Below are 13,823 nucleotides of genomic sequence, written 5' to 3' on the forward strand. Positions count from 1 at the left end.
ACTCCAGATAATTTATACTATAGTTTTTAATAAATCAGAAAATACTCCAGATGCAGTCACTTTTTTTCCTGCTCCGTATCCTCTAATTACTAATGGCATAGGTTGATAATATTTTGTGTAAAAAGATAATGCATTTTCACCGTTTTTAATTTCATATAATGGATCTTTGTTATTTACCGCTTCAAGTTTTACTGTGCATTTTCCTGTTTTACTAATTTTTCCAATAAATTTTATTTTTTTGTTATCTTTTTTAGCAAGTTTTATTTTTTCTAAAAAATATTGATTAAATTTTTTTGTATCTTTTAAAAATTTTTGAATTTTTGTATTAGTATTAATTAATTCCGGTAATATTTTTTTGATTTTAATATCCTTTAATTCTAGTGTATATCCGAATTCTCTAGCTATAATTAATAATTTTCTTGCAACATCTAATCCGGATAAATCTTCTCTTGGATCAGGTTCAGTTAAGCCTTTTTTTTTAGCTTCTATAATAGCGTCTGAAAATAATATTTTTTTTTCTAACTTTCCAAAAATAAACGATAAAGAACCAGATAATATTCCTTTAAAACTAATTAATTTATCTCCTGTATTTTTTAAATTTTGAATAGTTTGAATTACTGGAAGACCGCCTCCAACGTTTGTTTCATAAAGAAATTTTTTATTATTTTTATAAGCTATTTTTCTAATATTTTGATAATCAATAATATTTCCTGTATTAAATTTTTTGTTTGCAGTAATAATATTAAATTTATTTTTTATAAAATATAAATACTGTTTAGAAATTTTTGTACTAGATGTACAATCTATAATAGAAGCATTAGTAAATTTATTTTTTTTAATAATTTTATATATTTTATTAATTAGAAATTTTTCTTTAATATATTTTTTTTTAATTGTATTAAATTCTTTTTTCCATAACTGTATGTTTATTCCATTTTTTTTAAATAATATTTTGTTAGAATTTGAGATTAAACAAATTTTAATTAAAATATTTTTATTTTTTAAATTTTTTTGCGCTTTTTTTATTTGTTTAATTAAAGTTTTACCTATTCCACCTATACCAAATAAAAATACTTGAATTATTTTATATGAGTTTATTATTTTTTCATGTAATAAATTTATAATTTTATTTTGATATTTAGATTTCACTGTTAATGAAATAGAATTATTAGAAAAATTTTTTATATCATAAATAACTTTTATATTTGAGTTATATAAAGTCTTATAAATATTTTTAATAATTTTTTTTTGTTTTTTTATTTTAGGTTTAATTATTGAAATAATAGATATTTTTTTTTGAATTTTTATTTTAAATATTTTCTTATTGTTGAAAATAAAATTTTTAACTATATAATTTATTTTTTGAAAGTATTTATCTTTAATATAAATTTTAATATATGGTATATTGATAAAATTTATAGATAAAAATAATATTATGGATTCTTCTTTATGAATTTTGATTAAATTTTTATATATTTTGTTTATATTTTCTTGATTTGACGTTTTTATTGTAAATATATTTACATTTTCTATATAAGTAATATTAGGATATATTTTTTTTGTATTTTTGTTGTTTATATTTTCAATTTTAGTTCCAATAAAATCTTTATTAAATGTGTTTTTAATATAACAAGGAATATTAAATTTTTTTAATGGATAAATAGTTTTAGGATGAAGAACTTTAGCTCCTAAATTAGATATTTCCATAACATTTTTATATGAAATATTTTTTATAATTTTTGCATGAGGAACAATTTTTGGATCACATGTTAATATTCCATTTACATCAGTCCAAATTTCGCAAGATTGAGATTTCATGCAAGCAGATAATACAGCTGCTGAATAATCTGAACCATTACGTCCTAAAAGTACTAGTTCTTTTTTTTTATTTCCTGCAATAAATCCTGGCATTAAAATAATAGATTTTTTTTTAAAATTTATTTTTTTAATTTTTTTCATGGATTTAGGAATATTTACATAAGAATCTAAGACATTTCCTTCGGCTAAAATACTTTTTATTGGATTAATTAATTGAACGTTATAACCTTTAGTAATTAATATATTTCTCATAATTTGAGTAGATAATATTTCTCCTCGAGAAATAATTTGAGCAAATATAAGATCAGAACATATATTTGAAATATATATATTTTTACATAAATTTTTTAAAAACAAAATTTCATTATTAACTTTTTTAATTATTTTTTGAAACAAAAATTTTTTATTATCTTTATAAATGTTTTCGATTATTATATAAAATTTATTTTTTATTTTTATAATTTCTTTTTTATAATTAATATCTTTTATTAAAGATAACTCTATAATTTTTTCTAAAGAGTTTGTAATAGTTGCTGGAGCAGATAAAACTACAGCAGTTTGTGTAATTTTAGATTTTTCTTCAATAATATTTGATACAAAGATAATTTTTTTTGCATCAGCTAAAGAAGTTCCTCCAAATTTTAAAACATGATTCATTTTAAATTTTCCTATTTTTTATAATTTAATGAATAATATAAACTTTTTTTGATTTTAATAATTTTTTATTTTTATTAAATTTATAAAATTTTTATACGACTTATAATTTTTAATTATTAAAATAAAAATTTTATTTTATAATATTTAATATTTTTGATTTATAAAATATAATTATTTTTTATATGTTTAATTTAAATTTATAAATTTTTATATTTATTTTCTAATATGGAAAAATTAATTATTTTAGTATATTATAAAATTTTATTTATAATAAATTATATATTTTTTCAATTATTTTATAATATTTTTATTTTTTTTTTAAATATATTAATTATATATGTAAAACACAGAATTTTTATTAAATTAAATACAACATAAATATATGAAACATTCTATAGAAGTTATTTTACCTGCTTATAAGTTAAATTCTAGAGTGAAAGAATTAGGAATGCAAATTACGGAAAATTATAAAAATAGTTGTAATGAAATAATTTTAATAGGTTTATTAAAGGGTTCTTTTATTTTTATTGCAGATTTATGTAGAGCTGTTCAAATAAATCATAAAATAGATTTCATTACTATTTCTAGTTATGGAAATAATCATTTTTCTAATTTAGATATTAAAATTTTGAAAGATTTAGACGAAAATATATATGGAAAAAATGTTCTTATTATAGAAGATATTATAGATTCTGGTCGAACTTTAAATAAAGTATTAAAATTATTAAAATTGAAAAAACCTAAATCTTTATCTATATGCACTTTGTTAGATAAACCAGAATGTAGAGAAGTAGATATAATTATTGATTATGTAGGATTTTCTATACCTAATGATTTTGTTGTAGGTTATGGTCTTGATTATGCTCAATCTTATCGTCATTTACCATATATAGCACGAGTTATATTTTAATTTTTTTAATAAAAATATTATAGTTTAATATTTTTTATATGTTTATAGATATTTTAAATTAAAAAAAAAAAAAAAAACAAATAAATAAATATATTTTAAAAGTTTGTATATATTTATATAAAAATTTTATTATTTTATAATAAAAATTTTTTTAATATTTTATTTATAATTTTTTTAATTTAAAATATAAATTTTATATTTATGTAATTAATTTAATTATTTTAATAAAATTTAATTATAAAAATTTTTTTTATATTTTATATTTAAATATTTATGTTCAATTTTTTTTTTTAAAATATATAAAGTATATGATTCAAAAAATATTTTATTTTTTTTTATCCTGATAGGAATTTTTTTTTTACTATGAGTAATAATAATTAATATTTTCCATATTTCTTTAATTTTATTAATAATTTGCTTAGGTATAGATAATAACAAAGAGGCTTTTTTAAGAATAAATTTTAAAGATAGTCGTATTGCATTTATATGAGTAATTTTTTTTTTTTTTTTTATTTTTATTATATTAAAAATATATGGATACCATAATATTGCAGACCATAATAAAGATAGATGATTTTTTTTTTTTATTTTAAATCTTTGATCATTTTTTTTTAAAATAGAAATAATTAATTTTTTAATTAAAAAATTAATTTTTTTATTATAATAAAGAAATGGAAATGGAAAAATTATTTTTAATAAAGAAAAACTTTTAAGTTTTTGATAAGCTTTATATCCAAATCCCATTTGTAAAATTTTATTTAATTCATTGTAAAGTCTAGCTGATGGTACATGAGATATTAATTTAGATAATTTAGGAATTGCGTGAGCAGTTTTTTTTTCTATTTTCATGTTTAATTGTACAGAGAATCTAATTACTCTAAGTATTCTAACTGGATCTTCTCTATATCTTGTTTCAGGATCTCCAATTAATCGAATTATTTTTTTTTTTATATCTTGAATGCCTCCTACATAATCACGAATACTTAAATCTATTACATTAAAATATAAAGTATTAATAGTTAAATCTCTTCTTTCAGCATCTTCTTCAATTTGCCCGAAGATATTATCATATAGTAAAATTCCTAACTTATCTTTTTTTTTATGAATTTTTATATGATTTTTATTATGATGATGTCCTCTAAAAGTAGATACTTCTATAATCTCTTTTCTAAACATAATATGTGCAATTTGAAATCTTCTACCGATTAATCGACAATTTCTAAATAATTTTTGTAATTCTAATGGTGTAGCATTAGTTGTTAAATCAAAGTCTTTCGGTTGTTTACCCATAATAAGATCTCTGACACTACCTCCTACGAGATAAGCTTCATAACCTGATTTATGCAATCTAAATAAAATTTTAATTGCATTTTTACTAATCTTATTTCGAGATATATTGTGTTTTTTTTTAGGAATTATTCTCATATGATTTTATATAGTAATTTATTTTTTTATTTGATGATATATTTACTTTTTTAAATAATTTAACTTTTTATTTAAATTAAAATTGTAATTATGATAGTGAAATAAGATTTTATCTTTTTCACTATCTTTTTTTAAGATTATCCTAGAATTTGTTTATCTCTAATTTCTTCTAATGTTTTACAGTCAATACATAAATTTGCGGTAGGTCTAGCTTCTAATCTTTTAATACCTATTTCTACTCCACAAGAAGAACAATAACCAAATTCTTTGGATTCAATTTTTTTTAAAGTTCTATTAATTTTTTTAATTAATTTATTTTCTCTATCTCTATTTCTTAGTTCTAAATTAAATTCTTCTTCTTGAACAGCTCTGTCAATTGGATCTGGAAAATTAGAAGATTTTTTAGAAATATCATAAACATCTTTATTATTTTTATTAAGTTGTTTTTTCCATGTTTCAAGAATTATTTTAAAATGATGAATTTGTTTATAATTCATATATTTTTCATTTTTTTTACTTTTATAAGAAGATACTCCTGCAATAGAAAGAATACTTAAAGAAGATTTTTTATTTTTTTTTTTTTTATGCATAATATAAGTCCTTCATAAAATTTTTAGAATAAGAAATATAACATTATTTACAGATTTTATAATATACATGAGATATTTGTAATATGAAATGAAATATTTTATTTTTAAAAATGTTTAAGATTTTAAATTATTTTTTTATAAAATTTGTAATAATTGTATTAACTTTTTAAATTTAAAAGAATTTTTAAAAAATAAATTAAACTTATTTAAAAAAAGGTATTTGATATATGTTCAATTTAGCTTTTGGAATAGAATATGATGGAAGTAATTATTATGGATGGGAAAGTCAAATAAGAATTTATTCAATTAAAAATATATTAGAATATGCTATATCTAAAATAGCTAATCATAAAGTAAAAATTTTTTGTGCTGGAAGAACTGATTCTGGAGTGCATGCTTATAATCAAGTAATTAATTTTAAAACTATTTCTAAAAGAAAAAAAAAATCTTGGATAAGAGGCGTAAATAGTTTTTTACCTAAAGATATTTCAGTAATATGGGTTCAAAATGTTTTAAATGAATTTCATGCACGTTATTCTGCTATTTCAAGAACTTATCGTTATATTATATATAATAATACTATTAGATCATCTATTTTAAAAAATAGAGTTAATAATATTTTTTTTAAATTAGATGTAGAAAAAATGAATCAATCTAGTCAGATTTTAATTGGAGAGCATGATTTTTCTTCTTTTAGAGCTGCGCGATGTCAATCTTATAGTTCTTTTAGAAAAATTATACATATTAATGTATATAGAAAAAAAAAATATTTTATTATAATTGATATAACAGCAAATGCTTTTTTATATCGTATGGTACGTAATATTGTCGGAGCTTTAATAGAAATAGGTCGTGGTAGAAAAAGTAAATCATGGTTATTATATATTTTAAATATAAAAAATAGAAAATTATCTGCTCCTACAGTATTAGCTCAAGGTTTATATTTATTATCTATAAGTTATCCTAAGCATTTTAATATATTTAATCAAAATATGAATTATTTTTTTAGTTTTTTATAAAAATATATTTTAATATTTATAAAGTATTTTAAAATTCAAACGTTTTATGCATGATTAGATAAAAATTTTTATTGTATAAAATTATTTAAATGTTAATTTTTATTTATAAATATAAAAAATTTACATATTAGTACTAAATAAAGCAAATGCTTTTAAAAATTTTTACATCAAGATAAAATTTATATTTTTAATAATATCATTTAAATTTTAATTTAAGAGAAAAAACATGTTTTTTAATTTTTTTAGAAGATTTTTTAGTAGTAGAAATGAAAGGATATTAAATAAATTAAATATTATTGTAGAAAAAATAAATAAATTGGAATTAATTTATAAAAATTTTACAGATGAAAAATTAAAGCAAAATACGTTATTTTTTAAAAAACGTTTACAGAATAAAGAAAAATTAGAAGATTTATTAATTGAATCATATGCTACAGTAAGAGAAGCAAGTGTAAGAGTATTTAATATGCGTCATTTTGACGTTCAAATATTAGGTGGTATTGTTTTAAATAATCAATGTATAGCTGAAATGCAAACAGGAGAAGGAAAAACTTTAACGTCAACTTTGCCAGCTTATTTGAACGCTCTTACAGGAAATGGAGTTCATATTATTACAATGAATGATTATTTAGCAAAAAGAGATTCAGATAAAAATCGTATTTTATTTGAATTCTTAGGGTTAACAGTTGGATTAAATTTGCCTGAATTATCTTTTTCTAAAAAAAAACAAGCTTATTCTGCAGATATAACTTACGGCACAAACAATGAGTTTGGTTTTGATTATTTACGAGATAATATGGTGACTTCTAAAAAAAATCAAGTGCAAAGAAAATTAAATTATGCATTAATTGATGAAGTTGATTCAATTTTAATTGATGAAGCTCGTACTCCTTTAATTATTTCTGGAGAAGAAAAAAATTCTTCTAAACTATATATTAAAATTAATAAAATTATTTCTAGTTTAATACAACAAGAGACAGATGATACAGAAGAATTTACTGGAACTGGTGATTTTTTTTTAGATGAAAAATTAAAACAAGTTTATTTAACAGAAAGAGGATTAATAAAAGTAGAAAAAATATTAGTACAAAAAAAAATTATTAATCCAAATGAATCATTATATTCTTCTAATAATATAAAATTATTACATCATATTATATCTTCTTTAAAAGCTCATAAATTATTTACTAAAGATGTAGATTATTTAGTTCAAGGCCAAGAAATTGTGATAGTAGATGAACATACAGGAAGAATTATGAAAGGTAGACGTTGGTCAGATGGATTACATCAATCTGTAGAAGCAAAAGAAAATGTTTTAGTAAAAAATGAAAACAAAACTTTAGCTTCAATTACTTTTCAAAATTATTTTAGATTATATAAAAAACTATCTGGTATGACAGGTACTGCATATACTGAATCTTTTGAATTTAGAACTATTTATAATTTAGATACTGTCGTAATTCCAACGAATCGTCCTATGATTCGTGAAGATTTTTCAGATTTAGTATATATGACAGAAAAAGAAAAAATTGAAGCAATTATTAAAGATATTCAAAAATGTTACTTTAAAAAACAACCAGTATTAGTTGGCACAGTATCTATAGAAAAATCTGAATTAATTTCAAAAAAATTAACTAATTTAAATATTAAACATAATGTTTTAAACGCGAAATTTCATAAAAAAGAAGCTGATATTATCGCTCAAGCTGGGAAAATAGGTGCTGTAACTATTGCTACTAATATGGCTGGAAGAGGAACAGATATTATTTTAGGAGGATATTTTGAAGATAAATATTTAAATAATAATCAAAATAATGCTAAAAAAGATGTTTTGGATACAAAAAAAAAAGAATGGAAAAAAAATCATAAATTAGTATTATCTGTAGGAGGATTACATGTAATTGGTACTGAAAGGCATGAATCTAGGAGAATTGATAATCAATTAAAAGGTCGTTCTGGACGTCAAGGAGACATAGGATCTTCTAGATTTTATATTTCCATGGAAGATGCATTAATTAGAATATTCTCTTCTTCTAAAATTATAGATTTAATGAGAAAAATTGGAATGAAATACGGGGAGTCGATTGAAAGTGTTTGGGTTAATAAAGCTATTTTAAATGCACAAAAAAAAGTTGAAAATAGAAATTTTGATGTTAGAAAACAATTATTAGAATATGATAATGTAATTAATGAACAAAGAAAAGTTATATATAAGCAAAGAAATATTTTATTAAACAAAGAGAATATTTTTTCTACTATAACAGATATATCTAAAGATGTATTTTTATCAGTAATTAAAAAATATTTATATACAAATCATACAAAATCTATTTTTAATAAATTTATTTCACTAGAAAAATTTTTATTAAAAAAATTTCATATAAAAATTGCTTTTCCAAATTATTTAAAAAGTATGGATAAACATTATAAAAATAAAATTTTAAATTTAGTATTAAAAAAATTTAAAATAAATTATTTTATTAAAGAAAATTTAATTGGTTCTAAAAATATGAGAAATATAGAAAAATCTATTATGTTAAAAAAAATAGATTTATTTTGGCAAGAACATTTATCTGATATGGAATATTTAAGACAAGGAATACATTTAAGGGGATATGCTCAAAAAGATCCTAAATTAGAATATAAACGTGAATCTTTTATTATTTTTTCAAATATGTTAGAGTCATTAAAATATGAAGTAATTTTAGAATTAAGTCAAATTAGTTTATCTCAATTTGATCCATATGGTGATCAAAAAGTAAATTATAAATTTTCTATTAATAATAAATATCTTAAAAAAGCAAGAAAATATTTTTTAAAAAATAAAAATATTGAAGATTATTGTATTGAATATGATAATCTTAAAAAAAATATATCAAGAAATGATTTATGTTATTGCCAATCAGGTAAAAAATATAAATATTGTCATGGTATTTTAAAATAATATTATATTTGAAAATTTGTTATTATTTTTTTAAGTTGATAATACATTATAGATAATTTTAAAAATAAATTTTGATAGTATAAATTTACTTTTAATATAATATAAATATGTAGGTAATATTTTTATATTTTTTTATTTAATATTATATAAGTAATTTATATTTAAAAAAATATAAATATTATTTTTTAAAATTTTTCTAAAATTATGTATATAAATATAAAATTAAAACTTTAAAAAATTAATTATTATTACTTTACATTTATATTGATATAAACTATTTTTTCATATTTGTCATTATTATTAAATAAAATTTTTATTTATGATAACTTTTTTATATTTATATAAAAACTTTTACTTTGAAAAATTATTTTCAAATTTTAATTAAATTTTATATATATAAATTATTTAATTATCTTTCTTTTATATAAAAAATTTAAATAAATATTATATTATTTAATATTATTCATTTTATTATAAAATAAATTTTTAAATTTTTTATTTTTTTTTTAATAAAAGAGGAGTATTTTTTATGTTTCAAAATAATTATAAGGATATTGATATAGATCCCATAGAAACACAAGAATGGATAGATTCTATGAAATCTATAATACAGGAAGACGGCAATAATAGAGGAATTTTTATAATTCGTTCTATATTAAAAAAATATAAAAATATTTTTAATTCATGTTTAAAAAAAAATTTAATTTCTGATTATATTAATACTATTTCTGTTGAAAATGAAGAAAACTATCCTGGTAATCTTAAATTAGAAAAAAAAATTTGTACTGCTGTACGTTGGAATGCAATAATGATGGTTTTAAGAGCGTCTAAAAAAAAATTAGATTTAGGTGGGCATTTAGCTTCTTTTCAATCTTCTGCTATAATTTATGAAGTATGTTTTAATCATTTTTTTCATGCAGATCATGAATCTTTTTTAGGAGATATAATTTATTTTCAAGGACATATATCTCCGGGTATTTATTCTAGAGCATTTTTAGAAGGTAGAATTTCTGAAAATAAATTAAATAATTTTAGACAAGAAATAGGAGGAAAAGGTTTATCTTCTTATCCTCATCCAAAATTAATGTCTGATTTTTGGCAGTTTCCTACAGTATCTATGGGTTTAGGTCCAATTTGTGCTATTTATCAAGCGAAATTTTTAAAGTATTTATGTAATAGAAATTTAATTAAATTTAATAAACGTAAAATATATGCTTTTTTAGGAGATGGAGAAATGGATGAACCAGAATCTAAAGGTGCTATTCATATTGCCTCTCGTGAAAAACTAGATAATTTAATATTTCTTATTAATTGTAATTTACAAAGATTAGATGGACCAGTAATAGGAAATGGGAAAATTATTAATGAATTAGAAAGTTTTTTTTATGGTGCAGGTTGGAAAATAATTAAAGTAATTTGGGGTAGTAAATGGGATAAATTATTTAAAAAAGATAAAAGTGGGAAGTTAATTCAATTAATGAATGAAACTTTAGACGGTGATTATCAAACTTTTACATCTAAGGACGGAGCATATATTAGAAAAAATTTTTTTGGAAAATATCCAGAAACTATAAAATTAGTAAAAAATATGACTGATCAAGAAATATGGAATTTAAATAGAGGAGGTCATGATTTTAAAAAAGTTTATACTGCTCTAAAGAAAGCTCAAGAAGTTAAAAATAAACCTGTAGTAATATTTTTTCATACAATTAAAGGTTATGGTTTAGGAAGTAGTATTGCTGCAACAAATATTGCACATCAAGTTAAAAAAATTAGTTTTAAAGATATCGTAAATATTAGCTATAATTTTAAATTATCATTTTCAGATACAGAATTAAAAAAATTACCTTATATAACTTTTTCAAAATTTTCTGATGAATATAAATATCTCCATAATCGTAGAAAAAAATTAGGTGGTTATATTCCTAAAAGACGAAAAAATTTTACAGAACATATATTTATTCCTGATTTAATTGATTTTAAGTCTTTATTTTTACCACAAACAAAAAAAATTTCTACAACTATTGCATTTGTTAGAGTATTGTACATATTATTAAATAATTTAAATATTAAAGATAGAATTGTTCCAATTATTGCTGATGAAGCTCGAACATTTGGTATGGAAGGTTTATTTAGAAAAGTTGGAATTTATAATTTTAATGGTCAAAATTATGTTCCTCAAGATCAAGAAATATTATCTTATTATAAAGAAGATCAAAAAGGACAGATTTTACAAGAAGGTATTAATGAACTTGGAGCAGCTGCTTCTTGGATAGCTGCTGCAACTTCTTATAGTACTAATAATTTTCCTATGATACCATTTTATATTTATTATTCTATGTTTGGATTTCAGAGAGTTGGAGATTTATATTGGGCTGCAGGAGATCAACAAGCTCGAGGATTTTTAATAGGAGGAACATCTGGACGTACGACTTTAAATGGAGAAGGATTACAACATGAAGATGGACACAGTCATATTCAATCTTTAACTATTCCTAATTGTATTTCTTATGATCCTGCATATGCTTATGAAGTAGCTGTTATTATTCAAAATGGTTTAAAAAGAATGTATGGTAAAAAACAAGAAAATATTTATTATTATATTACAACAACAAATGAAAATTATTTAATGCCCGGATTAATAGATGGTACAGAAGAAGGAATATGTAAAGGAATATATAAATTAGAAACTTATTCTGGAAAAGAACATTTCTTGCAACTATTAGGTTCAGGATCAATATTACATGTTGTGAGAAAAGCAGCTAAAATTTTATTTAAAAATTATAATATTGGGTCAGACGTTTATAGCGTTACTTCTTTTACAGAATTAGCTAGAAATGGGCAAGATTGTGATCGTTGGAATATGTTAAATCCGTCTTGTCAACCTAAAATTCCATATATTAGTTCTATTTTAAAAGATTATCTTACTATTGCATCTACAGATTATATGAAATTGTATGCTGAACAAGTAAGAAAATATATTCCTTCTCAACTTTATAGAGTTTTAGGAACTGATGGATATGGATGTTCTGATAGTAGAAAAAATCTTCGTAAACATTTTGAAATAGATGAATATTATATTGTAGTAGCTGCATTAGGAGATTTATATAAATGCGGGAAAATAAATGTCCAATTAGTTTTAGATGCGATAAAAAAATTTAATATTAATATAGATAAAATAAATCCGCGTTTAGTATAAAGGAGTAAATTTTAAAGTGAGTATTAAAATTAAAATGCCTGATATTGGTATAGATCAAGCAGAAGTAATAGAAGTTTTAATAAATGTTCAAGATAAAATAAAAAAAAATCAAACATTAATTGTTGTAGAAGGACAAAAAGCATCGATTGAAATTCCCTGTTCTACAGATGGAATTATAAAAAAAATTCATGTAAAAAAAGGAGATATAGTTAAACTAAATACTTCTATTATTACCTTAAAAAAATTAAAAAAAATAAAAAATAATACATTGAATTTTATTCAAGATCCTTTATTACAAAAAAAAAATATATCTCAAGATTTAAAAAAAAAAAATCATACTTCTATTTTAGTACGTTCATCTCCTTCTGTGAAAAGATTATGCAGAAAATTAAATATATCTATTACAAAAATCCCTGGAACAGGTAGAAAAAATAGAGTATTAAAAGAAGATGTAAAAAAATATTTTTCTTCTAAAACAAATATAAATAAACAAGATTTATATAAAAAAGATTTTAATATTTCTAAAAATTTATTACATAATAACAATGTTAATATAAAGAAAAATAATATTTTTCTTAGTAAAATACAAAAAATTTCAAGTGAACGTTTTTCTAAAAATTGGAAAGAAGTACCTCATGTTACTCAATTTGATAAAGTTGATATTACTAAATTAGATAAATTTAGAAATAAAATTAATAAATATTTTAAATATAAAAATATCAAATTTACATTATTAACTTTTATTATTAAAGCTGTTGCAATTAATTTATTAAAATTTAAAAACTTTAATAGTATATTACATCGCAAAAAAGACAGAATTGTTATTAATAAAAATATTAATATAGGTATTGCAGTAAACACTAAAAATGGAATTGTAGTACCAGTGATTAAAGATGTGAATAAAAAAAATATTAAAGATATTACTGAAGAACTTATATATTTATCAGAAAAATCTCGAAATAATACATTAATAATGGATGATATGAGTAATGGAAGTTTTACTATTTCTAGTTTAGGAGGTTTTCAAGTAGGTTCATTTACACCTATTATTAATTGTCCTGAAGTAGCGATATTAGGCGTTTCTCGTTCTAAAATAGAACCAGTATGGAATAAAAAATCTTTTATTCCTCGTTTATTATTACCTTTATCTTTATCTTATGATCATCGCGTAATCAATGGGGTAGATAGTGCTCTTTTTATGCAATATTTAAATAAAAATTTATCTAATTTTTATAAAATATTATTTTAATGTATAAATGCA

The 13,823-nt window shown here is 19.9% G+C and carries 8 protein-coding genes; 5 read left to right on the forward strand and 3 right to left on the reverse strand.

Annotated features, from left to right (window positions below; translation table 11 throughout):
- Window positions 1-12 precede the first annotated feature (12 nt).
- The gene (thrA, locus tag AB4W57_RS00790) at window positions 13-2,475 is read right to left on the reverse strand and encodes a bifunctional aspartate kinase/homoserine dehydrogenase I (RefSeq protein WP_367677667.1); all 2,463 of its coding nucleotides are present in this window, start codon (window positions 2,473-2,475) and stop codon (window positions 13-15) included.
- Between the two features lie 382 nt (window positions 2,476-2,857).
- Here thrA and hpt point away from each other — a divergent pair, with 382 nt between their 5' ends.
- The gene (hpt, locus tag AB4W57_RS00795) at window positions 2,858-3,385 is read left to right on the forward strand and encodes a hypoxanthine phosphoribosyltransferase (RefSeq protein WP_367677668.1); all 528 of its coding nucleotides are present in this window, start codon (window positions 2,858-2,860) and stop codon (window positions 3,383-3,385) included.
- Between the two features lie 231 nt (window positions 3,386-3,616).
- Here hpt and pcnB read toward each other — a convergent pair whose 3' ends face one another.
- Both pcnB and dksA read right to left on the reverse strand, forming a co-directional pair.
- Window positions 3,617-4,810, reverse strand: coding sequence for a polynucleotide adenylyltransferase PcnB (pcnB, locus tag AB4W57_RS00800; protein WP_367677669.1), 1,194 nt, complete (start codon window positions 4,808-4,810; stop codon window positions 3,617-3,619).
- 137 nt (window positions 4,811-4,947) lie between these two features.
- Window positions 4,948-5,400, reverse strand: coding sequence for an RNA polymerase-binding protein DksA (gene dksA / locus AB4W57_RS00805; protein WP_367677670.1), 453 nt, complete (start codon window positions 5,398-5,400; stop codon window positions 4,948-4,950).
- 227 nt (window positions 5,401-5,627) lie between these two features.
- On the opposite strand from dksA, the gene truA reads away from it, so the two are divergent.
- From truA to AB4W57_RS00825, 4 genes are all read left to right on the forward strand, one after another.
- Entirely contained in the window at window positions 5,628-6,419 is a 792-nt protein-coding gene (truA, locus tag AB4W57_RS00810; protein ID WP_367677671.1) for a tRNA pseudouridine(38-40) synthase TruA, read from the forward strand.
- A 226-nt stretch (window positions 6,420-6,645) separates the two neighbouring features.
- On the forward strand, window positions 6,646-9,363 hold the full coding sequence (gene secA, locus AB4W57_RS00815) for a preprotein translocase subunit SecA (protein WP_367677672.1): 2,718 nt from the start codon (window positions 6,646-6,648) through the stop codon (window positions 9,361-9,363).
- Window positions 9,364-9,892: 529 nt separating this feature from the next.
- The gene (gene aceE / locus AB4W57_RS00820; protein WP_367677673.1) at window positions 9,893-12,562 is read left to right on the forward strand and encodes a pyruvate dehydrogenase (acetyl-transferring), homodimeric type; all 2,670 of its coding nucleotides are present in this window, start codon (window positions 9,893-9,895) and stop codon (window positions 12,560-12,562) included.
- 16 nt (window positions 12,563-12,578) lie between these two features.
- Window positions 12,579-13,811 carry a 2-oxo acid dehydrogenase subunit E2 gene (locus AB4W57_RS00825; protein ID WP_367677674.1) on the forward strand — a complete coding sequence of 411 codons (1,233 nt, stop codon included), beginning with the start codon at window positions 12,579-12,581 and terminating at the stop codon, window positions 13,809-13,811.
- The last annotated feature ends 12 nt before the right edge of the window (window positions 13,812-13,823 follow it).

The sequence above is a fragment of the Buchnera aphidicola (Chaitophorus populicola) genome (assembly GCF_964058995.1).
In the GTDB taxonomy this organism is placed as follows: Bacteria; Pseudomonadota; Gammaproteobacteria; order Enterobacterales; family Enterobacteriaceae; genus Buchnera_J; species Buchnera_J aphidicola_BO.